Genomic DNA, 23630 nt, shown 5'->3' with positions numbered 1-23630 from the left:
TCCCGAGCTCGTAGATATCACCGGGAACGTACGTTCGCCGGACTGAGCAGGGAAGGGGGCACGGCCCACGCCCGGCCCACATAGGGTCAGGTCAGAGGCAGATCGGGGTGGAAGGCCAGTCTGCCATCGCCTGTACCCGGAAGATCCTCGAGATCTTCGAAGGCACCCAGCAAATCCAGCAACTGATCGTCGCCCGCAGACTCCTCGGCAAGACGTCAGCCGAGCTTAAATAGCCCCTTATCTGTAAGGGATCTGCCTGGCCCGGCCGTAGGACGACGGGAGCATGTGGGCGTACATCTGCAGCGTGAGCCCCGGGTCGTGGTGTCCGAGGTACTCCGACAGTGCTGGCTGTCGACCAGATGACCAGGAGAGCGTGGTCCTGGAGCTCGCCGTCGAGCCGCTCCCACGGCAGCGAGACTGCCGTCGTACCGAAACGCGGGGCCGTGACCGGTGCTCGTCGGGTGGAAGCATGAGCCGTGTTATCGTCGCCGATGTAGAAACGTTTCTATCTGTTACTGCATCGAAAGGGCCTTCATGGTTCTGCCTGTCGTGTACGTAGACCTGCCTCGCGCGCTGGAAGCCGAGCTCTTCGGCGATGGGATCGAGCAGAAGCTGAGGGGGATCGGGCGTCTCGTCCGCAGGGGCGACGGCAGCGTCGATGGTGACAGTGACGCGAGGCTGCGGGCGGAGGTGCTCATCACTGGCTGGGGGTCTGCGCCGTTGCCGGAGCGGCTCGGGCTCGAGGATCGCCTGCGGCTCGTAGTGCACAGCGCTGGGACGATCCGTGCGCTGGCGCCACAAGGATTGCTGTCTGGTGGTGTGCGGGTGAGCCAGGCGTCTGCGGGGATGGCGCAGTCCGTTGCCGAGCTCGCGCTGTACATGACGATTGCCCGGCTGCGCGATCTGGACCGTATCGATCGGGCCATGGTCGGCACGCACGACTGGACCGGAGCCGATTTCGGCTTGGGGCGGACACTCGCGGACGCCGCTGTCGGCGTAGTCGGCGCCAGCCGGGTCGGACGCGCCTATCTGAGGCTGGTGGTGGCGGCCGGCTCCGAGGTCCTGGTCTATGACCCCTATCTGGATGACCAAGAGGCCAAGAGCCTGGGCGCGAGGTTGGTCCCGCTGGAGACGCTGGTCAGTCAGTCGGTTGTGGTGGCTCTGCATGCTCCGGTGCGGGAGGAGACCAGGCACATGCTCGACGCACAGACTCTGGCGCTGATTCCGGACGGGGGACTGGTGATCAACACGGCCCGCGCGGCCCTGGTCGACACCGATGCGCTGCTGGACGAGGTGCGCAGTGGGCGCCTGAGCGCGGCAGTCGACGTCTTCGACGAGGAGCCGTTGCCACCCGACTCGGAGTGGTGGCAGCTGCCGAACGTACTGCTGACCCCGCATCTCGGGGCGAGGACCTGGCACTCCCGGCGAACCCAGGGAGCGATCGTCATCGACGAGATCCGGCGCTACCTGAACGGCCTCGACCTGCGGCACGAAGTGCTTCCGGACACCTACGACCTGATGGCTTGACCGTCTCTCTGTTTCAGGGACATGACCGAGATATTGCGAAACGATACTAGAAACGCCTATGGTGTCGGGAAGCGTTTACCGAACCGCTGGTGCGGTCGCCGACAGGAAGTGGTGAAGAGTGATGCAGCGAGGACTGAAGATCGCGGCCTCGGCGGCTCTGGCCGTCGCGATGGCCGCGGTCGCCGGTTGTTCCTCCGGTGGTGACACGGCCGAGGAGGGACAGGATCCGGCCACCGCGACCGGCACCCTGCGGGTGGTCGTTCCGAACTTCCCGGCGAACAACGAGGGCCAGGCCGTCTTCCAGGGAATCGTCGACATCTTTCACAAGACGTATCCGCAGATGAAGGTCGAGCCGGACTTCGTGCCGTACGACAACCTGAACGAGAAGATCTCCACCTCGCTCGCGGCCGGCAAGAACTACGACGTGGTCAGCGCCGGCATCGGCTGGGTGCAGCCGTTGGCCGACCTGGGAGCGATTCAGTCGCTGACCAAGCTCGGAGTGAAGACCGAGGACCTGGAGAAGTCGGTCTATCCGGCGTTCGTTCCGCCGATGAAGTTCGACGACGAGCTGTACGCCGTACCGATCGTGGCGAACCCGCGGCTGCTTGCCTACAGCAAGAGTGCGTTCGCCGCAGCCGGACTGGACCCCACCAAGCCGCCGCAGTCACTGGCGGAGCTCCGTGAAGACGCCAAGAAGCTGACCAAGCGCGACGGCAAGGGCCAGATCACCCGCACGGGCTTCGACTTCTGGGCACCCGCGAGCAACTATCGCCAGCAGTTCGTCGCGTTCATGGGTGCCAAGGGCGGCCAGATGTTCACCGCCGACGGCCAGCCCGCTTTCAACGGTCAGGCCGGGATCGACGCTCTGCAACAGATCCACGACATGGTCAGTGTCGACAAGTCCTCGACGTACGGATATCAGAACACCGCGAAGACCGCGCTGGTCACGACCGGGGAGGCCGCGATGGGCTTCGCCAGTCCGTACGTCGACTGCTCGACCAAAGCGCAGGGCATCGGCGAGAAGTGCAAGGATCTCGTCTACTTCAACCTGAAGGACGCCAAGGAGGTCATGTACGTCGGTGGTCGAGTCGCCGCCGTCGGCGACGGGACGAAGTACCCGCAGGCAGCCCTCGCGTTCATCCGCGCGATGCAGGATCAGAAGTCGCAGGAGGCGATCTCCAAGCTCGACGTCGGTGTTCCGATCAGCAGCACTGCCGGCGACAGCGCGTTCGTGAAGTCGAACCCGGCCGGGTCGTTCGCCTGGAAGAACCTCGACAAGTCGGTCTTCGAGTACGGCGGAGCCACCTTCCTCGACTTCCGGGCCAAGTTCGGTCCGTCGCTCGACGAGGTGATCCTCGGCCGCAAGTCGCCTCAGGACGTGCTCAAGGAACTCGACACCGTGGCCCGCAAATGACCACCCAGACCATCGAACGGCCGGTCGTCGCCACGAGCCCGCGCCCGTCCCGGCGTCGCCACAGCGGCGTCGAAGGGGCCAAGGCCCGCGCCGGTTGGTTGCTGCTGGCACCCTCCCTGGTGCACTCGGTGATCTTCATCGCGATCCCTGGCCTGATGGCGGTCTACCTCAGCTTCACCAACGCCAGAGTGGCCGGGCAGGGCGACTGGATCGGGCTGAAGAACTACCTCGATCTGTTCCAGGACGCGCAGTTCGTCAATGCGGTCAAGAACACGCTGCTGTACACGATCGCCGTCGTGCCGGTGGCTCTGTCGTTGGCTGTGGCTCTGGGGCTGAACCAGAAGATCCCGGCCCGAGGGCTGTTCCGGACGCTGTTCTACATCCCGGTGGTCACCTCGACGGTCGCCGTCGCAGCGGTCTGGCTGTGGATCTACAATCCGGCCGCCGGCCTCGGCAACCAGGTGCTGGCGTTCTTCGGCCTGGCCAGATCGGGGTGGCTGACTGACCCCGACGTCGCACTGCCGGCGCTGATGGTCGTCGGTGTCTGGCAAGGGCTGGGCGCGAAGATGATCATCTACCTGGCCGCGCTGCAGAGCATCTCGCAGGACCTCATCGAGGCGGCGACGCTGGACGGTGCATCCAGGTGGCAGACGTTCTGGAACGTCACCTGGCCAGGCCTTGGCCCGGTGCACTTCTTCGTCCTGGTCACGTCCATCGCGGGCTCGTTCCAGGTCTTCGACCTGATCTATGTGACCACCGGTGGTGGACCGGCCAATGCCACCAACGTGCTGACCTTCGACATCTTCACCAACGCGTTCGAGCGGCTGCACATCGGCTACGCCTCGGCGGAGACCGTCATCATGCTGGTCTTCGTCGGCATCCTGATCAGCCTCGGCCGCCTGAGCCTGCGCAACCGGGAGGACCTATGAGCAGCGCCACTGCCACGACCACCGGTGGAAGCGCGACCCGCAGTACGTCGGTCTCGCCGGCCAAGGCGTTGCTCGTCGTGGTCCTGGCCGTCGCGGGATTCCTGATGATCGTGCCGTTCGTGTGGATGCTCCTCACCTCATTCAAGAACCTCAACGAGGTGAACGGATTCTCCTGGCTGCCCGACCAGATCGAGTGGCGCAACTACGTGAACGCGCTCAAGGCGGCGCCGTTCGCGACGTACTTCCGCAACAGCGTGATCGTGGTGGTCGGACAGACCATCCCGGTGCTCTTCTTCTGTACGGCGGCAGGGTATGCGCTGGCGCAGTTGCCGATCCGCGGACGCAAGGGAATCCTGAACTACTTCATCGTGTTGTTGATCGTGCCGTTCCAGGTATTGATCGTGCCGTTGTTCCTGGTCGTTCGCCGGGTACCGCTGGCCGGTGGCAACGACATTTTCGGCAACGGCGGCACGGGCTGGCTCAACACCTGGGCCGCGTTGATCGTGCCGTTCGTCTCCGCGCCGTTGTACACCTTCCTGGCGCGGCAGTTCTTCGTCTCGTTGCCGGCCGAGCTGGCCGATGCCGCCCGGGTCGACGGGGTGTCGGAGATCGGCATCTTCTTCCGGATCATGGCGCCGTTGGCTGCGCCGGCGTTCGTCACGATCGCCCTCTTCAATGTCGAGTCCGCCTGGAACGGCTTCATCTGGCCGTTGGTGGCGACCAGCTCGGAGAGCCTGCGCCCGCTGCAGTTCGGACTGGCGACCTTCGCCCAGGGGCAGGGCAATGTGCAGTGGCCGTTCCTGATGGCGATGTCCGCCTTGGCCACGCTCCCGATGATCTTGTTGTTCGTCTTCGGTCAGCGATACTTCATCGCGGGTATGGCGACGTCGGGGATCAAGGGATGACCGCGGTTCCCACCGACCAGAGTGCGTTCCGGACGAAAGGTTCCCGATGAAACCCGTACTGCCTCCGCTGCAGGTCTCCGGACCTCTCGCCTCGGTACTGCCTGCCGAGGACCGCACGCTGAGCCCGTACACCGGTCTCACCAGAGACCACTGGATCGCGGTCGCCGACCATCTGCTGACGTCGGCCGACGCCTACCGCTCTCCGGAAGGGGCGCGGATCAACTTTCCAGGCCGTCCGTCGCAGCAAGGACCCGCAACGGACGGTCTGGAGGGATTCGCCCGTACATTCCTGCTGGCCGCTTTCCTTCACGCCGGAGGAGCGGACCGCAACGGCCATCTGCAGAAGTACGTCGACGGCCTGGTCGCCGGCACCCGCACGATCGGTGCCGATGACAACGAGTCGTGGCCGGTCGTCGGACATGTCGGACGCGATGGGCAACCGCACGTCGAGGCAGCTGGGATCGCGCTCAGCCTCCATCTCACCAAGGACGACACGTGGGGGAGGCTCAAGCCGGACGAACAGGATCGTCTGGCCGACTGGTTCCGGGACACCATCGAGCGGGAGCCCTCGCCGAACAACTGGTATCTGTTCCCCGCGACGATCGCGAGCTTCCTCGAAGGCGTTAGCCGGGGAGACGACCAGACCCGGTACGTGCTCGATCGCGCGCTCGGGCTGATCGAGGTCTGGTACCGCGGACAGGGCTGGTACTCCGACGGCGCCGGTGACGCATTCGACCACTACGTCGGCTGGGCCATGCATCTCTACCCGGTTCTGCACGCACGCCTACGCGGCGTCGCCGAGCTCGAGAAGCGCTACGGGGATCGGTTGGAGGAGTTCCTGCAGTCGTTCGGCCGGACCTTCGATCGCGACGGTGCACCGTTGTACTACGGGCGAAGCATGACCTATCGCACGGCGACGTTGGCAGCTGTCGCCCTCGGCGAGTCGGTCGGCCGCACACCGCTGAGTCCGGGGCAGACCCGGCGTGTCGTCTCGGCCGGCCTGCGGTACTTCGTCGAACGCGGGTCCATCACGGACAACGGCGTACTGTCCCTCGGCTGGCACAAGGAGCACCTGCCGACGATCCAGCGGTACTCCGGGCCTGGTTCGCCGTACTGGGCGTCGAAGGGCTTTCTCGCATTGATGCTCCCGGCTGACCATCCGGTATGGACAGAGAACGAGGCCGCGCTCCCGGGAGACACCGACGACTATGTGCAAGCATTGGACGTCGGCTTGCTGATCCAGAACACGGCCGCCGACGGCCTCGTCAGGGTGCACAACCACGGCAGCGATCACCTGAAGCCGGACGCCGCCGATGCGGGCGCTCCCGACCCGCTGTACGCGCGGTTCGGGTACTCCACCCGGACCGGCCCCACGTCCCTGCACGACCCGGCAGACAACGACATGCAGGTGCGGATCCGACGCGTCTGGAGCGCTCGTCGAAGGATGCACAAGGTCGCCTCCGGCGAGAACTGGATCGCCTCCTGGCACACGCCGAGGTTCCCGCGGTTCTCGCCCTGGGAAGGCAGCGACACCGCTGACGGTGGGCCCGTGCTGCCGTCCGCGCGGATCGAGAGCCTCACGGCCGTGCAGGGACCACTCGAGGTGCGGATCCATCGGTTCGTCTGGATTCCGCCGTCCCTGCCGGTCCGGCTCGGAGGATGGGCCGTGGCGGCGCCGCACCCGTCCGACTTCGAGGTTGTGACCGGACGACTGACGGTCGATGTCGAGGCGAGTGGACTCCGATCGAGGCTCGTCGGCCTGCACGGCTGGAATGCGGCGGGTACGGCGTCGGCCTCGTACGGCACCGCGTATGGCGAATGGGCCGTTGTTCCCGAGTTGGTGGGCACGACGTCGCCGGAGAGCTCGGTCTACGTGGCGGCCGCGTCGCTCAGCGGCGTACCGGTGGAGGACATCGTCGATACGGCCGTCGATGGCTCGGTCGTCAGTGTCGACTGGGGTAGTGAGCGACAGGCGTTCGACCTGAACGCAATCTTCGCTGGAATCAGGTAAGAAGTACTGGATGAGCGAGATCGAGGGCAGTCCGCGCCGGAGCGGACCGACGCTACGTGATGTGGCGCGGCGCGCCGAGGTCTCGGTCGCGACCGCTTCTCGCGCACTGACCAGCGACTACCCGGTCGCTGAATCGACCCGGGCCAAGGTTCTGCGGGCGGTGGAGGAGCTGAACTATGTCGTCGCTCCACGGCTACCGAAACGCAACACCTCCGCGTCCCTCATCGCGATGGTGGTGTCGGACGTCGTGTCCCCACTGCGCAGCCTGGTCGCCACTGGCGTCGCGGAGGCCGCTGGTGACTACGACCGCCTCAGTTCCGTGTACATCACCGGCGGCGAGCTGCGGCGCGAGGAGAAGGTCTTCGCATGGCTCGAGGAGCAGGACGACGTCGAGGCAGTCATCCTGGTCGGCGGTGTGGAGATCACCGCGGACTACGAGCGCCGGATGGCCGCGCACGCCCGGGCGCTGCACGCTCGCGGCTCCCAACTCGTGCTCTGCGGCCGTCCCCCGCTCGCGGCCGGCGTACCAGCCCTTGTCGTCGAGTACGACAACCGCGGTGGGGCGTACGCCGCGACGAGTCACCTGCTATCCATGGGTCACCGCCGGATCCTGACCTTGACCGGGCCGGAACGGTCCACGACCACCATCGGCCGGGTCGAGGGATACCTGCAGGCACACGACGATTTCGGTGCCGACGTCGATCCGTCGTTGCGGATCGCCGGCAGTGCTGACCGCAGCGGAGGATTCCAGGGCTGCCAGCAGGCCCTCGACAGCGGGTTGGAGTTCACGGCGATCTTCGCGCACAACGACGTGATGGCGTCGGGTGCGCTCGCCGCGCTGCGCGAGAAAGGCCTGCGGGTGCCTGACGACGTTTCGTTGGTGGGCTACGACAACATTCCGGTCGCCCAGGAGCTGTGGCCGCCGCTCACGACCGTCTACATGCCGCACGAGGAGATGGGGAAGGCCGCCGTCCGGCTCGCAATGGAACGTCCTGCCCCCGGCTCCGGTCGCGAGCGTCAACTCCTCGGCACCCACATCGTCATCCGCACCTCGGTCCGCCCGCTGATATCCACCGAACGACAACCGCGATGATCGTGGGGAAGGGGCCGCTTCGCGGGCTACCTCATCCAAGCCTTCGCCGCTGAAGCGGCCGGCCACCAGACCGATCCCGGTGGGTCAGCTCTCCAGGACGCGCCCCTCGGCGGGTTCCTCGACTGTGTCGGTGGCCTGGTCCCCGTGGCCGGGCCACCACGCGGCGTGCCCGATGAGTGCGGTCAGCGCCGGGGTCAGGAAGAGCGCCATCACGAAGGCCGCCATGGCGATGCCGAGGGAGAACGAGAAGCCCAAGGACTTGAAGAACGTGCCTTCGGCGAACATCAGGGAGGCGAAGGTGCCGGCGAGGATCAAGCCGGCGGCCGCGACTGTCGGACCGGCATGCTCGATCGCCTTGGCCGCCGCGGGCCGCGGCTCGAGCCCTCCCCGTGCCTCTTCCCGCAGGCGCGCCACCATCAAGATGTTGTAGTCGGTGCCCAGCGCGACCACGAAGAGGTAGATGTAGATCGGCAGGATGAAGATCAGCCCCGGCTGTCCCAACAGGCCTTGGAAGACCAGCACCGTCGCACCCAGGCTGGCGGTGAAGCCGAGGCCTACCGAGAGGATGAGGTAGAACGGCGCGACGAGGCTGCGCAGCAGCAACGCCAGGATGATCATGATCAGCACGGCCGCGACCGGGAACACGATCGAGTAGTCGCGCGCCATCGCGTCGTCGAGGTCGACGAAGATCGACGTGGTGCCGCCGACGAGGGCCTCGGTCCCGTCCGGCGCCGCCGAGTGCGCGGTGTCGCGCACGGGACCCTCGACGTTGGCCATCGCCGCGTCGGACGTGGGGTCGTCGGAGAGAACGACAGTGAACACCGCGACGTCATCGGTGCGGGCGGCCAGCGCCGCCGACGCGACACCGTCTGCGGTGCCTAGCTCGGCGGCGTACGCAGTGAGCTCGGCATCATCGAGTCGTTGGCCGCCTGTAGAGCGCAGCAGCACCGTTGTGGGGTCGGTGGCACCACTGGGCTGGCCCTTCTGGAAGGTGATCAGCGCCTGGCCCGACTCTGTGTTCTCGGTGCTGCTGTCGGAGAAGTTGAAGGTCGGGTTGAACCCGAGGGCGAACAACGACAGGACGGCGAGCGACCCTGCCGAGACGACGGCGAAGCGGACCGGGTGCGCGGCAACCGACCGCCCGATGGCGCGGAACCGGGTGGCCTCGGGATCGACCATCCACTTCTTCGAGGGCCAGGAGATGACCCTTGGCCCCAGGACTGCGACGACCGCGGGGACCAGCGTCAACGCCGCGAGCACGGCCAGTGCGACCGCGATCGCCAGTGCCGGTCCGATCGAGCGGAAGATGCTCAGGGACGACAGCACCATCGCCATGAAGGCGATGATGACCGCCCCGCCGGCGGAGGCGATCGCCTCACCGGCCCGCTCGACAGCGTGGGACACCGCACCTCGACCGTCGAAGCCCAGCCGCAAGGCCTCCCGGTAGCGGAACAGGAAGAACAGGATGTAGTCGGTCCCGATGCCGAACAGCACGATGAACAAGATCACCGAAATGGAACTGTCGGCCTTGAGGTCGAACGCCTCGTTCGCCACCGCGATGAGCCCGGTGGCGGTCGTCCCGACCAGGGCGACGGTCACGATGGGCAGGGCGCACGCGATGACGCTACGGAAGATCAGTGCGAGCAGGACCACGATGAGCAACAGGGTCACGACGCTGACCACGACGAGCGCCTGCTCGGACGCCTCCTGGGAGTCCAGCGACTGGGCCGCCGGGCCCGTCACGCCCGAGCGGAGGCCGGTCCCCTCAACCAGGGGCTCTAGGTCGGCGCGCAGGCTCCGGGCGTCCTCGATCGCAGCCGGGTCGAAGGCGTTCTTGCCCGGCTTGACCTGCACGAAGATCGCCTGCACCAACCCGTTGTCGGTCGCCGGGGTAGCGGTCGCAGTGCCCAGATTGTCATAGCCCTTGGTGTTGAGCTGCTCGGCGATGGAGGACACCTTGGCCTGGTCGTCCTCGGTCAGCTCGCCGCCGTCCTCGCGGTCGAAGACCACGATCGCGCCGATCTCACCGCGCTCGGGAAAGGCTGCCTGCTGGACGGCGAGCGCCTTGACGGACTCGTAGTGCCCGGGCAGGAACTCCGACTGGTCCTGCGTGGACTGCAGGGCGGGGGCTGTCATCGCGATGACTACGGCGGCCACGATCCAGGCGGCGATGACCCACCAGCGGGCGCGGACCACGAGCCTTCCCAGAGCAGCGACCATGTCCGAACGCTACTCTCCTGATCGGCCCCGGCGGACCGGAACGACACCGTGCGCGCTTGTGAATGACTCGGAGCTGCCGACTCGCCTAGCGGCGAAGGTGAGGCTGCATCACGGCCGGCGTCGCGGTTCGCATCCCTGGCACCTCAGGCTTGGGTCGCCCATCGGGTGAACGAGCTCACGTCGTCGGGTGACCCGTCGACCCGTACGGCGGCGGCGCTGCGTCTGCCGAATGCGTGCAGGAGGACCTCGAGAGGTGGGCCGGCCACGGTGACGGTGCTCGGCCCGCTCCGTACAGCAGTGACCGCACTGCCCTGGGGTGCGAGCTCGACCCCGACGGGCGCCTTCCGGTAGGCCCGTTTGAGGATCGGCCGGGCGCGACGCCAGATCTCGTCGAGCTCGGCCGGAGGCGCGTCGCGAGGCGGAACCGGACCCGATCCGCGGCGGAGGTCTTCGTGGTGGATGGCGTACTCCACGAGATTCAGGGCCTCGTCGAACCGACCCATCAGCGAGTGTCGAGAAGGTCCTGCCGCGAACCTGTCGACCAGCGCGGCGTATCCGTCCGGCGTTGCGGCTTCGTCGACGAGCCGCCGCATGAACCGCTCCTCGCCGGGCGTCTTCGTGGTCACCTGGTCCCAGACGTTGCGCAGGATCGCATGCTCGCGCTGAACCAGGTGTGCGCACAGATGTCGCGTCGTCCAGCCTGCACAAAGCGTCGGCGCGTTGGGATCTGCGGCTCGGAAGTCGACAACGAAGGAGCGTCGCTCCCATTCGACCCATGTCATGTCGCGCCGCACACCCCGCATTTCCATTGACGCAGGCGGACTACTGCATGGTGCAGGTTTCAACCTGTCACGCGCTCAGTCCAGCAGTCCAGAGGGTCTGCCGCAAGACGATTGGTCGCGGTGGGCGGACGGAGGTGGGCGAGGGCTAGTGGCTGTAGGTGGTGAGGAACCGGTCCCGGAAGGTATCCATGGGCCAGACTGGTGCGCTGCCGCTCGGCCGCAGCCCGTCCTGCCAACCCCAGTCCGCGGCCCGATCCGTCACGGCAGGGTCGGCGGCGATGATGCTCACCGGCACGTCGCGGCTCGCCCCATCGCCGGAGACGATGCTGGCCGGCTGGTGGTCGCCGAGGAGGACGAGCACCAGGTTGCGGTCGTGGAGCTGCTGGACGAACGAGGTCACTGCGTCGAGCGAGTACGCGATGGATTGTGCGTAGGCGGCTTTCACGCGGTCCGGTTCCCGCCACACGTCGTCCGGCGAGTCGCCCTCGGCCGGCATCGAGTCGAAGACCGAGCCGTCGCCCACCTGGCTCCAGTCGACGAGCCGGGGGAGCGGTGCCCAGGGCGTGTGGCTGGAGACCAGGTCGACCTCGGCCATGACGGGAGCGCGGTTCGGCTTGTCGAGCTCCCTGCGCTGGAGCTCGGCCAGGGTGTACTGATCCGGCATCGAGGCGTAGCTGAACGACGGCCCGGCGTACCCCACGTTCCGGCGGTCGTAGACCTGGTCGTAGTGGTAGTAGGTCGTCGCCTCCGGCCAGTCCGTGTCGTTCGACGGTACGTCGGCGACGGTCCGCCAGCCCGCGCGACCGAACGCGTCGGTGAGGGTGACCCGGTCTTGGGTGACGAGGTCGTCGTACCGGCGCTGGTTGTCCACCCAGAGCCCGGACTGCAGGCTGGAGTGGGCCAGCCAGCTGAGGCCGCCGAAGGTCGGCGAGGTGAGGAAGCCGCTACGCGAGGAGAATCCGGCCTGCTGCAGTCGCCGGTCTCCGGCCTCGATTGCCGACCCGACGACCGGCGAATCGAGCGCGGTGCGCCCGTAGCTCTCGACGAAGACCAGGAGCACGTCCTTGCCCTTCAAGCCGGTCAGAAAGTCGGTGTCCGGGGTGTCGCGGAATCGATCATGCACGAGCGCCTGACTGAACTCCTGCTGGTCGCGGAGATCGTCACGGTACTGCGTGGCGAGCCGAGCCGCTGCGGCGGACGCAATGTGTCCTTGCGACTCCGGCCGGATGCCGATCAGTGCCGGGAAGATCGCGATCGCCGCCAGGACGGCGACGATCCGGATCGACCGCCGCCTGTGTCCCGCCACGAGCCGAGCCAGTCGCGCCGCCGACAGTGCCAGCAGGGCGAGCAGGGCCAGGCAGAGCAGCCCGGCTCCGATGATGACTGCGAAGGCGCCGGCGCGGCCGATCGAGTCTCCGAGCAGGGCCAGTGCGGAGCCGGCGTACGCCGTGTCATAGGCGAGGTGGAAGGGGCGGTCGAAGGCGAAGTAGAAGCCTCTGTCGAGCAACCGCAGGATCGCGAGCACGCCGATGAGGAGGCCGCCGCCCAGTGCGAGGATGTGCGCGAGTCTCGGCGGCAGCACGACCACGAGGACGACGAACACGAGGCCCTCGACCGGGATCCGGAGGAAGGCGGCCGGCGACAGGTCGCCGGTGTGGTCCGGCACGAGGAGCGCAGCCCAGACCAGGAGCACCGCGAGCGCCGAGGTCACGGTGCCACGATGGGCGCGCGGGCTGCCGGCCAGGCGCCACAGCCCCCAGGTGTGACGGCCGAACGACTCGGCCAGCAGTCCTAGCGCGATCAGCAGCACGACGGTGTTCACAGGATCGGGCAGGATGCCGGACGCCGCGAGGGTCAGCGTGATGCCGACGATTGCCGCAACGACCTTGGCCCAGTAGCGGGGCGGGAGCGAACCGCGCAGCCACGGCAGCGCCCAGCCGGCGGCCACGAACACATAGCGGGCCGCGCCCAACGCGAGCACCCACCAGCCGGTCGTCGGCGCGACGTACACGCTCAGGACCAGAACCAGGAACGAGTCGACCTCCATGTCGAAGCGCGCCCCGAATGCCGAAGCGGTGCCGGTCCGCCGGGCGATCTGACCGTCCACCCCATCGAGGACCAGCGCCACCGACGAGACAACCACCAGGATCGCCACCGGCGCCTGGCGGCCGAGCGAGTCCGCGGTGAGCGCCGCGACCCCGCAGGCGAGGACCGCGCGAGCCAGTGTCACCCTGTCCGCCGGCCGCAGACCGTCACGACGGTGACGTGCCAGTGCGTGGGCGAGCAGCCCGGCCAGGCCGGCTCCGCAGGCGACGCCCGTCGCCCAGCCGGCGACGCCGAGGCCGGTGGTCGCCGCGAGCCCACCGAGGAGCACGAGCAGGCAGGCGAAGCCGGTGAGCGGGCCGACCAGGATGCGGCTGCGCACTCGATCCTGAGTCAGACGCACGGTGCCTCCGTCGTTGGGGGTACGACAACAACAATCACACGAGCAAGGTGTCGCATCGGTTCACGGGGCGGGACCGGCGTCTGCGGCCCGGTCTGTCACTGGTCGCGCTGCTGTCGGTCGTGCTGACGGAGATCGCCGGGTGAACCGGCGCCCGGTGACAGCCGTATCACTGTGAGGGGGACCAACTCGGAGAATCGGAGCCACCGCCATCAGCCGAAACATCTGGACCTTGGTACGCCTGGCGGGCGGCGCGGCGATCCTCGCCGTCCTCGCGTGGCGGGTGGGCGCCGGCCCGTTGGTCGACGGGCTCCGGCTGACGACCGGATGGCCGCTCCTCGCTGCCCTGGCGATCACGTCGCTGACCACGTTGTGCTGTGCGTGGCGGTGGAGGCTGGTCGCGGGCGGACTCGGCATCGAGGTGCCGCTGCGGACCGCGGTGGCTGCCTACTACCGGTCCCAGTTCCTCAACGCCACGCTGCCCGGCGGGGTGGTGGGCGATGTGCATCGGGCCGTGCGCCACGGGCGCGACGTCGGCGACGTGGGCCGGAGCCTGCGGGCCGTCGCATGGGAACGATCGTCGGGGTTCGCGGTACAGCTGATGCTGACAGTGGTCGTGCTGCTCCTGCTGCCTTGGACCGCCGGCTCGCTTCAGCTTTTGGTCGCGTTGCCGATCGCGGTCGTCGCCGGGATCGCGCTGGTCGCCGTCCTCCTGCGCCTGGACCCGCGTCGCCTCCCGGCCCGGATCGCACGCGGCTTCACCACCGACCTCCGCGACGCGGTCCTCGCGCCACGGGCCTGGCCTGGCATCCTGCTCGCCTCCGCCGTCGCTGTCCTCGGTCACGCCACCGTGTTCATGATCGCGGTGCGGGCGACCGGGTCGCACGTGTCGCCGGCTCGGCTGCTGCCACTGGCACTGGTCGTGCTGATGGCGTCGGCGTTGCCGACGAACATCGCCGGCTGGGGCCCGCGCGAGGGCGCCGCTGCGTGGGCCCTCGGCTGGGTCGGTCTGAGCCCGGCGGAGGGCGTCACCGTTGCGGTCGTGTACGGCGTACTCGCCCTGATCGCCACCCTCCCCGGAGCCCTGGTGGTGATCCTCGGCCGACGCCGCACCGGGCCCGACACCCGCACCCGTGACGCGCAGTCACAACCAGATCGGGGTCGACGCGTCGCCCCGGCATAAAGAAGCCCAGGACACTCGCGCGACCTGCGCCGTACTCGTATCCGTCAACCTTGTACGTGGTGGAGGCCGCAACGATCACACCATTGTCAGCATTCGCCTGGTGCCGGTAGCCGTCGATGTCGTTCAGGTGGCGTCGAGGTGCTTCACCAGAACGGCGCGGGTATAGAGAAGGGTGAAGCCGCTACGTTCGGCGTTCTGCTGGGATTTCGAGGCGGGTTGGGTGGTGATCACGCCGACGTCGCAGCCTGCGACAGCTGCATCGGACAGGCGCGTGAACAGGAGAGCGGACTGGATGCCGTGGCGGCGGTGTGCGGGGAGCGTTGCGGCGCCGGCGAACTGGGCGATGTCGTCTGCTGTGCGGAGCCCGGCACCGCCCGCGATTTCGCCGTTCAGTAGGGCGATGTAACGCCTGATGTCCGCTGCTGCGGCGTCGCGTTCGGCTTCGATGTAGGTGTCGCGCGGGAACTCCTCGCGCCACGGCACTCCTTGTGTGTCTGGTACGGCGACTGCGTCGGCCATGACGTTCAGCCAGACGTCGAGCTCCTGGTCGCCGCTCGGCCGGATCTCGATTCCGTCGGGCAGCGTGGCGTCGTACCTGTTGTCGACGGCGTTGCGGATGGTGATGCCGAGAACGTTCTCGAACGACTCCAACTCGTATCCACGTCGGCTGAGGGCGATGCCGATCCCGGGGTCGGCGAGGTGTGGTAGCTCGACCTGCACTGGCGTGCCCATGGCGGCGTACGCGTGCTCGATCTCGTCGAGCTCGCCGGTGGTCGGTACGCCGCCGAATCCCAGCCCGACGACCTTGTTGAACGGCGAGTCGTCGTCGGCGAAGCTCGCGAGTCCACCCGCGATCGGGATCACGAACCCCCGGCCGTTGCCGAGGCGGCGGTGGGCGGCGAGGGCGGTGGCTTCGATGAGCTTGGATTCGGCCAGCTCGATCCGCTGCGCCAGATCAGCGTCGCAGAACAGTGGTGTCCGTTCGGTTTTCATGCTGCTCCTACAGGTCCTGGCTGAGCCAGACGCGGTCGCGTAGTGGTATGCCGTCGATGACGATTTCATCGGGGTAGCCGGTCGAAGGCACAAACGCGTCGCGTTCGATCCGGAGCATGCGGAAGCCTTGACGCTGGTAGAAGCGCAGATTGCCGATGTCGGCTGCAGCTGTGGCAACGAGGAGACATTTCGCCGCGTTCTGTCGGCAGTGTTCGAGCGCTGCTCGGACCAGAGCCCGGCCGACGCCTGTGCCACGGCGGCACTCGGCGACGGCCATGCTCTTCAGCTCGACGTCGTCGCCGGTGATCAGCTGTAGGTGGCCGATGATCTCGCCGTCGTCTTCGGCCACGAACACGGCGCCGAGGTCGAGGTAGGCATCGAGCTGCTGCTCGGAGTCGTCGGCCTCCCGGAAGAGCGGGCGCAGCAGATCCCGGTCCCCGTTGTAGCGATGCACCATCATCTTGGCGAACTCCGGCTGTCGGCGTGGCTTTGGCTCTTCCAGATGTCTGTGTCACAGAGGGCGCGAGACGTTACACGATCTCGGCGATCGCTTCGCGCGCGCAATTCCTGCGTCGGCTGATCGGGCGGACGCCGTACTGCGTCTTGCCGCCGAGCGGCCGGTGTCGCGTATCAGAGTCGCCGAGGCGGCCGGGGTGACGCGGCCGACGTTCTACAACCGGTTTCGCAGTCCGCTCGATCTCCTGCTGACGGTCCCCGAGGCTGACCCGGCCGAGGTGTATCAGCGCGAGGAGCGGTGGCGAGCGGTCGAGAAGCCGTCCAATGACGAGGCGCTGCGCCGGGCGACCAGCGGTGTGGTCGAGTACCTGGCCTTCATGGCGAGCGCGGATCTTCCGGCCGGCAACCGCGACCTGATGGCGCAGTTCGTCTCCCACGGATTCGCCGGGACGATCAGCCGTCACAGATGTCGGGTTCGAAGCAGCATGTCAGTCTGCAGGCGGCTCTGTTTCGATGGCGGCGGTGCGTAGTGCGGCGGCGAGGCGGGCGACCGGCTCGGGGAGTTGTCGGGGGAGTCGTGCGAGCAGGATGCGTCGCTGCTCGGCAGGGCCGCCGCGGACCGGGAGGATCTGGACGCCGGGCGGTGTCACGTGGGAGAAGGTAGGGGGCACGGTGGTGATCCCGCAGCCGGCGGCGACCAGGTTGAGCTTCGCGAGCCAGTCGCGGGCGGTGTGGGCGATCCGCGGCCGCTCGTCGAGACCCGGCCACACTCCCATCAAGTGCTCGCCGCCCGGGCCGGCGATCCAGGCCTGCCCGCGCAGGTCGGCGATGTCGACGAACTCGGCGCGGGCGAGCGGATGTGTAGCAGGTATGGCGACGCGGAGGCTGCGTTCGGTCAGCGTCTGCAATTCCAGCGCGGGGGTTTCGGTGTCGAGTGGACGGAACGGTGGTGCGGAGGCCACCAGCGCGATGTCCAGGGTGCCGGCGCGTAGCGCCCGCACGAGGGCCGGGGTGCTGCCCTCGCGGGTGATCACGGTGATGGCCGGATGAGATTGGCGCAACGCGTCCAGCGCCCGGGGGAGTAGCCACGCACCTGCGCTGGCGAACCAGCCGAGCCGGACGGTGCCCTGCTCCTCGGGTAGGCCGACCAGCTCCCGCGCGGTTGCGTCGACCTCGTCGATCACCGTGGCTGCCCGGCGTATGACGATTCGCCCGGCGGGGGTGAGCCGGACGCCGTCGTGACGCCGTTCCAGCAGAGGCGTTCCGGCGGCGCGTTCGAGGGACGCGATCTGCCGGGAGACCGCGGACTGCGTGTAGCCGAGGGCAGTGGCCGCGGCGGTGAGCGTGCCGCGCTCTGCCACTTCCCGGAACACTCGGAGGGCGGTCAGTGAAGCATCGGTGAAGGCCATGACATATACGCATACCATGGTTGACAATCTTTCGTTGGTGGCATGGCTTCCGGCTGCCTAGCGTGGCGGTATGAACCTGATCAAGACTCCGTTCGGTTTCGCCAGCAGCGTGGCCGAGGTTGCCGCGGGCATCGATCTGTCCGGCCGGCGTGCGGTGGTGACCGGGGCGTCGTCCGGCCTTGGTGTGGAAACAGCGCGTGGCCTGGCCGCTACCGGCGCCGAGGTCACCTTGGCGGTCCGCGACATCGAGGCCGGCGAGCGCGCTGCCAAGGACATCACTGCGACCACCGGCAGCACGACCCTGCGCGTCGCGCAACTGGATCTGACCGACACGGCATCGGTTGCGGCGTTCGCGGCGGCCTGGGACGGGCCGCTGCACATTCTGGTGAACAACGCCGGCGTGATGGCGGCTCCCGAGCAGTACACGTCACAGGGCTGGGAGCTGCAGTTCGCCACCAACCACCTCGGTCACTTCGCCCTCGCCGCCGGTCTGCACGACGCGCTGGCTGCCGACGGTGCCGCGCGCATTGTTGCAGTCAGCTCCAGCGGGCATCAGCTCTCGCCGATTGTCTTCGACGACATGAACTTCGCGTTCCGGCCCTACGATCCGTGGCTGGCCTACGGCCAGTCCAAGACCGCCAACGTGCTGTTCGCGGTCGAGGCGTCCCGCCGGTGGGCCGGTGACGGCATCACCGCGAACGCCCTGATGCCGGGTGCCATCTACACCAACCTGCAGCGCCACACCGGTGGCCGCGGCACCGGCACGGTCCCGCCTGAGCTCTTCAAGACGCCGGAGCAAGGCGCGGCGACCTCGGTCCTGCTGGCCACCTCGCCTCAGCTGGAGGGCATCGGCGGACGCTACTTCGTCGACTGCAACGAGACCGAGACGATCGACCACCGCGGCGACGCGCCACCCTTGCACGGCGTGGCGCGCTACGCCCTGGACCCCGACGGCGCACAGCGCCTGTGGACCCTGTCCGAAACCTTGCTCCAACACTCCCGGGAGAACCGATGACCACCACACCGAAGGTCGCCCTCGTCACCGGCGCTACCCAGGGCCTGGGGCTGGCGCTGGTCGAGGGACTCGCCAGTCGCCTGGCACCCACCGACACCGTCTACCTGACCGGCTGCGACGTCGACCGCGTGACCGCCGCTGTCGATGCCGTCCCGGGCGGGGGAGCCCGGGTTCGCGCCGAGGTCCTGGACGTGTCCGATCCGGGTGCCGCGGACAAGCTCGCCGTACGACTGAAAGAACGGCACGGCGGCCTCGACGTCGTGTTCAACAACGCCGTCATGCGCGTCGGCCCGGATCACGACCCGCGCGCGATCGTCGACACCTACGTCGAAACGAACAACTTCGGGACGACGCGGATGCTGCGGGCCTTCGCGCCCCTGCTCCGCGACGACGGCCGGTTCCTCGTGGTGGCCAGCTCGCTGGGCACCCTTCACTACCTGGCGCCAGTACTGCATCACCACTTCGACGGCTTGACCTCCCTGGAGGACGTGGACAAGGAGGTCGCCGCTTGGCGCGACCTCGTCAAGGACGGCAGCGACCGGGCCACAGCATGGCCTGGCTTCATCAACATCCCGTCCAAGATCGCCCAGGTCTCCGCCGTACGCGCGATGGCCCACGAGCGCCGGGAGGACGACCTCGCCCGCGGCATCCTGGTGGCCGCCGTCTGCCCCGGGATGATGAACACTCCCACCTCCGCCCTCTGGTGGGACGTCAGTACCGCCCCAACTCCGGCCGAGGCAGCCGTCCCGCTGCTGGACCTCGCATTGGAGCCGTTCGCTCCCGAGGCCTACGGTCAACTCATCCGCTACGGCAAGGTCCTACCCTGGGCTCCCTGAACTGGGCGACGAGCTGCTGCGGACCGGCGTTGGTGTGGCCGCGGACGGCGTCGAGAAGGTCGGCGACAACGGCGGCGTGCGGCGTACTGCGGAGCGGCCAGGAGGACCAGTCCAGCGGCGGTGCTGGCTGGCTCGGTGGCGCGCGCCCGCGACCACGGTCGGGTGCCCTCGGACATCGATCCCGACGACGCAGGAGGCATGCAGCTAGCCGCGTTGGATGGCGGCACGATCCTGGCGCGCCTGCATCGGCGATCGGCTGCCCTGGAGCGCTCCCTCGCCTCCGCCATCGTCGTGTTGACCGCCAGGAATGCCTCTACCGTTCACCGTCAGCCGATTGATGAAATCACAGCTCAGGGTGCGCTGACGCTCGGCCCGTAAGGCGTCAAGGCGCTACGCCAGTCCGAGATGTGCGTTCGGGTTGCCGGCTGGCTCGGTCGGAAGGCCTGTCAACAGGTCGCTCATAAGGTGACGTGCAGTTCGGTCAGTCCGCGGAAGAAGTAGTCCGCGCGCCATTCCGGCTCGCTGGCGAGCTCGGCGCCGGGCAGGCGGATGGCCGCGACGCGGGCTGCGGTGCGGATCTCGTAGCGGGCCATCGTTGCGCCGGGGCAGACGTGGGGACCCTTGCCGAAGGCAAGATGTTGCTTCGCGTTCGGCCGGTCGACGACGAACTGGTCGGGGTCGGCGAACGCCGTTGCGTCGCGGTTCGCGGAGGCGAACATCAGCAGCAGCGGTGTGCCGGCCGGGAGGTCGGTGCCACTGATGCTGACCGGCTTGGTGGTGACGCGCATCAGGCCCCGGTGGGGCGCCTCGAAACGCAGCGCCTCCTCGGCGATGTGTTCGGCTTCGCGCGGGTCAGTGGCACGCTCCCACAGACCGGGGTGGCGCAGCATGAGGTACAGCGTGGACAGGATGGCGTTGCGGGTCGTGTCGTACCCGGCGACCCAGTGCAGCAGCATCGTGTAGAGCAACTCGTTGTCGTGCAGCGGCTCGGCCTCTCCCACCTCGCCAGCAGCGAAGGTGGAGAACACGTCGTCGGTGGGCGCCTTGCGCCGCTGGTCGCGCCAATCCAGCGCGAACGCCTGATAGTCGTGGAGCTGCCGGGCCGCCTGCAGCTTCTGCTCGACCGGCGCCGTCGGGGTCAGGATCGCGGCCATGGAGTGCGCCCAGATCTCGTACCGGTCGTGGTAGTCCTCCGGTACGCCGAGCAGCATGCTCGTCGCGCGGCTCACCAACGGGTGCGCGTACACCGCGGCCAGGTCCGCCCGGCCGTCGCCGGCGACCTGGTCCAGCAAAGCGTTGGCGTGGCGTTCCACGTCGGCGGCGAGGGCACTCACGCGGGGACCGCGGTAGGCACGCTGAATCGTCGCACGCATCCGGTCATGCCGGGCGCCGTCGACCTCGACACCGCTGGCGACATCGGGATCCACTGCGAACTCCGGCAGCGCCGCGATCACCTCCGGCACGTTGCCCGCCACCGGAACCGGCAGCGATCCGACCGACGAGAACGTCTCCGGGTCGGCCGCGATGCGCTCGATGTCGTCGTACCGCGTCACCAACTGGACCCCACCAAGCGTCTGGCTCGGGGCGACAGGGAACTGTTCGCGCAGCTGCTTGAACAGCGGGTACGGATCGTTGCGGTGTGCTTGGAAGGGGTCGAACTCGGGGCAACCCACGGCGGGCATGGCGGCGTCGCTCACTGCGCTCCTCCACAGATGACGATCAGTCCTTCGTCGCGCCCCGCTGGCAACTCATGTCGCCGCCCGACCGAAGGGGAGTCGTCAGCCTACGCTCCGTAAGTGCCACCTGGCCATCACGTCACCCGCCGGGAGTCAACGGCCCTGATCCGGAGAGACGAGGGCTACTCGGGCAGCAGTTCGATCCAGCCTCTGATGTCGTCGGCGGTCTCCGCGGCCGCCAGGTCGGGGTGGTCTGCGGCAACGTGCGCGAGGGTCCGCTCGATCACCTCCTCGTCGGTCGCTCCTTGCACCGTGTAGCCGCACTCGCACCGCACCTGCCGCGTCGTCATGGGTCTCCGCTCCTGCGTGGGCACTTCACGTTATCGCCTGGGGGAGCGACTCGGAGAAGCGTTACTGTCGATTCCATGGCAGCCCGGATCCAGCTCTGTGGCTCGTTCGTCGTCGAGCTGAGTCCCGGGGTCACGACCGAGTTTCCGAGTCGTCAGACCCGGGTGCTCTTCGCGTACCTCGTGCTCTCCCGGCCACACCCGGTGACCCGGGACGCGTTGGTCGACGCGCTCTGGGGGGACACATCGCCGGCCTCGGCGGGGGCTGCTCTCAGCGTCCTCATCTCAAAGTTGCGGACCACGGTCGGAAGTGACCTCATCCGCGGCCGGACAGAGGTCGCGATCGCACTCCCCGACGACACCCGGGTCGACGTGGAGACCGCGTTCGCGGCCCTCCATACGGCGGAATCGGCGATCGCCACGGGTGAGTGGCAACGCGCCTGGTTCAGCGCGTTGACCGCGCAGTTCAACGCGCGGCGCACCCTGCTGCCGGAGGTTGAACTGGCATGGGTCGATTCCTGGCGTCGTCGCCTCGCGGACGTGCGCGTCAGGGCCCTGGAGGCCTATGCCTCGGCATGCCTCCAACTGGGAGGGCCGGAGCTGCCCGGAGCTGAGCGCGCTTCCCGCGAGCTTCTCGAAGTCGCCCCGATGCGCGAGACGGGCCACCTGATGTTGATGCGCTCCCTGGCAGCGGCCGGCAACACCGCTGAGGCGCTCGCGGTGTACGAGCGACTGCGAAGGCATCTGCGCGAGGAGCTCGGCGTCAACCCCAGTCGCGACCTGCAGGACGCTTACCAGGCATTGCTCATCTGACCGGGCCGCACCGGCGATCAGCTGTGCTTGCTGGTCGGACGCGGTGGTCGGCCCCTGCGCCCGATCCTCGCGCGCGCCGACCCGCGCCAAGGTTGGAGAAATGTTGCGCCAAGGGAGTTCGTCGAGTCTGGCCTTCCGACGTTCCCAACGCATCAGGAGACGATCATGACCACGCTCGAAGAGCCCGCAGCACCCACCGGCCTCCGGATCGACATACCCGGTTTCCGCGGGGAGCTGGTCGCGCCCGGCGATCCCGGGTACGACGATGCCCGCTCTGTCTACAACGGTGCCATCGACCGACACCCACGAATCATCGCGCGCTGCGTCGACACCGCTGACGTGATGGCCGCAGTGACATTGGCACGCACACGGGGGCTGACCATCGCTGTCCGCGGCGGCGGTCACAACGCCGGTGGCCTCGGCGTGTGGGACGACGCGGTCGTCGTCGACCTCTCGGCGATGCACTCCGTGCACGTCGACCCAGCCGAGCGGCTCGTTCGGGTCGAGGGTGGCGCCGTGTGGGCGGACGTGGATCACGCCACCCATCCGTTCGGGCTGGCGGTTCCCAGCGGATGGGTGTCTTCAACCGGCGTCGGCGGACTCACGCTGGGCGGTGGGATCGGATACCTGGCCCGGCAGTTCGGACTCACCATCGACTGCCTGCTGGCGGCCGACCTGGTGCTGGCGGACGGCACGCTGGTCACTGCCGACGCCGATCGGCACCCCGACCTGTTCTGGGCCCTGCGCGGCGGCGGTGGCAACTTCGGCGTCGTCACCTCGTTCGTGTTCCGCGGCCAGCCGGTGCGCGACGTGGTGGCCGGCCCGATGATGTTCGACATCAAGCGCACCGGCGAGGTCCTGCGGGCCTACGACCGGCTCCTCGCCGAGACGCCGGACACCCTCAGTGGCTGGTTCGGATTCTTCGAGGTGCCGCCCGCAGAGGACTTCCCCGCCGAGCTCCATCGACGCACCGTGGCTGCGATCATGTGGTGCTACAACGGTCCGGCCGCCGACGTCCCCGCGCTCCTCGCGCCGATGCGTGCCTTGGAGCCGTTGCTCGATGGTGTCGGTGAGATGCCCTGGCCGGCGCTGCAGTCGATCTTCGATCCGCTGTTGCCCGCGGGGATGCAGTGGTACTGGCGTACCGATTTCGTCGACGAGCTCACCGACGACGCGATCGCGATCCACGTCGACTACGGAAGCAGGCTCCCGACGCCGCTGTCGACGATGCACCTCTACCCGGTCGACGGTGCTGCCCAGCGTGTCGGAGCCGACGAGACGGCGTACGCCCATCGGCAGGCCAGGTATGCCCAGGTCATCGTTGGTGTGGATCCCGATCCCGCGAACCTGGAGCCGATGACCGAGTGGGCCCGTGCCTACCACGACGCGCTCCATCCGCACTCGGCCGGCGGCGGCTACGTGAACATGATGATGGACGACGAGGGGCCAGATCGGGTGCGCGCCAGCTACCGGGAGAATTTCGAGCGCCTGATCGACGTCAAGCGTCGCTATGACCCGGACAACGCCTTCCACGTCAACCAGAACCTCTCGCCGGACGAGGCAGTGCGATGAGCGCCG

The 23630-nt window shown here is 68.0% G+C and carries 21 protein-coding genes; 13 read left to right on the top strand and 8 right to left on the bottom strand.

What is annotated here, in order from left to right:
- The first annotated feature begins 534 nt into the window (after window positions 1-534).
- From AB0I34_RS24100 to AB0I34_RS24075, 6 genes are all read left to right on the top strand, one after another.
- A complete protein-coding gene (locus tag AB0I34_RS24100; RefSeq protein ID WP_360448611.1) occupies window positions 535-1527 on the top strand; it encodes a hydroxyacid dehydrogenase in 993 nt (330 codons plus the stop codon).
- A 121-nt stretch (window positions 1528-1648) separates the two neighbouring features.
- On the top strand, window positions 1649-2941 hold the full coding sequence (locus AB0I34_RS24095; protein WP_360448609.1) for an extracellular solute-binding protein: 1293 nt from the start codon (window positions 1649-1651) through the stop codon (window positions 2939-2941).
- Window positions 2938-3870: a sugar ABC transporter permease gene (locus AB0I34_RS24090; RefSeq protein WP_360448606.1), complete on the top strand. Its 933-nt coding sequence runs from the start codon at window positions 2938-2940 to the stop codon at window positions 3868-3870. The genes AB0I34_RS24095 and AB0I34_RS24090 overlap by 4 nt, the downstream gene beginning before the upstream one ends.
- A complete protein-coding gene (locus tag AB0I34_RS24085; RefSeq protein WP_360448603.1) occupies window positions 3867-4775 on the top strand; it encodes a carbohydrate ABC transporter permease in 909 nt (302 codons plus the stop codon). The genes AB0I34_RS24090 and AB0I34_RS24085 overlap by 4 nt, the downstream gene beginning before the upstream one ends.
- Window positions 4776-4821: 46 nt before the next feature.
- Entirely contained in the window at window positions 4822-6786 is a 1965-nt protein-coding gene (locus AB0I34_RS24080) for a DUF2264 domain-containing protein (RefSeq protein ID WP_360448600.1), read from the top strand.
- Between the two features lie 10 nt (window positions 6787-6796).
- Complete coding sequence (locus AB0I34_RS24075) at window positions 6797-7879, top strand: LacI family DNA-binding transcriptional regulator (protein ID WP_360448597.1); 1083 nt, start codon at window positions 6797-6799, stop codon at window positions 7877-7879.
- Between the two features lie 84 nt (window positions 7880-7963).
- On the opposite strand, the gene AB0I34_RS24070 is transcribed toward AB0I34_RS24075, so the two are convergent.
- The 3 genes from AB0I34_RS24070 to AB0I34_RS24060 all read right to left on the bottom strand — a co-directional run bounded on the left by AB0I34_RS24070 (window position 7964) and on the right by AB0I34_RS24060 (window position 13327).
- On the bottom strand, window positions 7964-10099 hold the full coding sequence (locus AB0I34_RS24070; RefSeq protein ID WP_360448594.1) for an MMPL family transporter: 2136 nt from the start codon (window positions 10097-10099) through the stop codon (window positions 7964-7966).
- A 143-nt stretch (window positions 10100-10242) separates the two neighbouring features.
- Window positions 10243-10881, bottom strand: a complete 639-nt coding sequence (locus AB0I34_RS24065; RefSeq protein ID WP_360448591.1) for a TIGR03085 family metal-binding protein — start codon at window positions 10879-10881, stop codon at window positions 10243-10245.
- Window positions 10882-11026: 145 nt separating this feature from the next.
- A complete protein-coding gene (locus AB0I34_RS24060) occupies window positions 11027-13327 on the bottom strand; it encodes a CDP-alcohol phosphatidyltransferase family protein (RefSeq protein WP_360448589.1) in 2301 nt (766 codons plus the stop codon).
- A 229-nt stretch (window positions 13328-13556) separates the two neighbouring features.
- On the opposite strand from AB0I34_RS24060, the gene AB0I34_RS24055 reads away from it, so the two are divergent.
- A complete protein-coding gene (locus tag AB0I34_RS24055; RefSeq protein ID WP_360448587.1) occupies window positions 13557-14507 on the top strand; it encodes a lysylphosphatidylglycerol synthase transmembrane domain-containing protein in 951 nt (316 codons plus the stop codon).
- A gap of 123 nt (window positions 14508-14630) precedes the next feature.
- Here AB0I34_RS24055 and AB0I34_RS24050 read toward each other — a convergent pair whose 3' ends face one another.
- Entirely contained in the window at window positions 14631-15500 is an 870-nt protein-coding gene (locus AB0I34_RS24050; RefSeq protein WP_360448584.1) for a GNAT family N-acetyltransferase, read from the bottom strand.
- A 7-nt stretch (window positions 15501-15507) separates the two neighbouring features.
- Window positions 15508-15960: a GNAT family N-acetyltransferase gene (locus tag AB0I34_RS24045; protein WP_360448581.1), complete on the bottom strand. Its 453-nt coding sequence runs from the start codon at window positions 15958-15960 to the stop codon at window positions 15508-15510.
- A 160-nt stretch (window positions 15961-16120) separates the two neighbouring features.
- On the opposite strand from AB0I34_RS24045, the gene AB0I34_RS24040 reads away from it, so the two are divergent.
- Window positions 16121-16486 carry a hypothetical protein gene (locus AB0I34_RS24040; RefSeq protein ID WP_360448578.1) on the top strand — a complete coding sequence of 122 codons (366 nt, stop codon included), beginning with the start codon at window positions 16121-16123 and terminating at the stop codon, window positions 16484-16486.
- On the opposite strand, the gene AB0I34_RS24035 is transcribed toward AB0I34_RS24040, so the two are convergent.
- Window positions 16445-17365 (bottom strand): LysR family transcriptional regulator, encoded by a 921-nt coding sequence (locus AB0I34_RS24035; RefSeq protein WP_360448576.1) that lies wholly within the window; start codon window positions 17363-17365, stop codon window positions 16445-16447. The genes AB0I34_RS24040 and AB0I34_RS24035 overlap by 42 nt on opposite strands.
- A 70-nt stretch (window positions 17366-17435) precedes the next feature.
- On the opposite strand from AB0I34_RS24035, the gene AB0I34_RS24030 reads away from it, so the two are divergent.
- The 3 genes from AB0I34_RS24030 (at window position 17436) to AB0I34_RS24020 (ending at window position 19594) form a co-directional block, all read left to right on the top strand.
- Window positions 17436-18380 (top strand): SDR family NAD(P)-dependent oxidoreductase, encoded by a 945-nt coding sequence (locus AB0I34_RS24030; RefSeq protein ID WP_360448573.1) that lies wholly within the window; start codon window positions 17436-17438, stop codon window positions 18378-18380.
- The gene (locus tag AB0I34_RS24025; RefSeq protein WP_360448572.1) at window positions 18377-19216 is read left to right on the top strand and encodes an SDR family NAD(P)-dependent oxidoreductase; all 840 of its coding nucleotides are present in this window, start codon (window positions 18377-18379) and stop codon (window positions 19214-19216) included. Before AB0I34_RS24030 ends, AB0I34_RS24025 begins: the two co-directional genes overlap by 4 nt.
- 120 nt (window positions 19217-19336) lie before the next feature.
- Entirely contained in the window at window positions 19337-19594 is a 258-nt protein-coding gene (locus AB0I34_RS24020) for a hypothetical protein (RefSeq protein WP_360448570.1), read from the top strand.
- A gap of 80 nt (window positions 19595-19674) precedes the next feature.
- Here AB0I34_RS24020 and AB0I34_RS24015 read toward each other — a convergent pair whose 3' ends face one another.
- The gene (locus tag AB0I34_RS24015) at window positions 19675-20913 is read right to left on the bottom strand and encodes a cytochrome P450 (protein WP_360448567.1); all 1239 of its coding nucleotides are present in this window, start codon (window positions 20911-20913) and stop codon (window positions 19675-19677) included.
- A 161-nt stretch (window positions 20914-21074) separates the two neighbouring features.
- Window positions 21075-21242 carry a DUF1059 domain-containing protein gene (locus AB0I34_RS24010; RefSeq protein WP_360448564.1) on the bottom strand — a complete coding sequence of 56 codons (168 nt, stop codon included), beginning with the start codon at window positions 21240-21242 and terminating at the stop codon, window positions 21075-21077.
- Between the two features lie 75 nt (window positions 21243-21317).
- On the opposite strand from AB0I34_RS24010, the gene AB0I34_RS24005 reads away from it, so the two are divergent.
- Both AB0I34_RS24005 and AB0I34_RS24000 read left to right on the top strand, forming a co-directional pair.
- Window positions 21318-22052 carry a BTAD domain-containing putative transcriptional regulator gene (locus AB0I34_RS24005; RefSeq protein ID WP_360448561.1) on the top strand — a complete coding sequence of 245 codons (735 nt, stop codon included), beginning with the start codon at window positions 21318-21320 and terminating at the stop codon, window positions 22050-22052.
- A gap of 165 nt (window positions 22053-22217) precedes the next feature.
- Window positions 22218-23624, top strand: coding sequence for an FAD-binding oxidoreductase (locus tag AB0I34_RS24000; RefSeq protein WP_360448559.1), 1407 nt, complete (start codon window positions 22218-22220; stop codon window positions 23622-23624).
- Window positions 23625-23630 lie beyond the last annotated feature (6 nt).

The sequence above is a fragment of the Kribbella sp. NPDC050281 genome (assembly GCF_040655855.1).
Classification (GTDB): Bacteria; Actinomycetota; Actinomycetes; order Propionibacteriales; family Kribbellaceae; genus Kribbella.
This window is presented reverse-complemented; position numbering and strand designations above follow the sequence as displayed.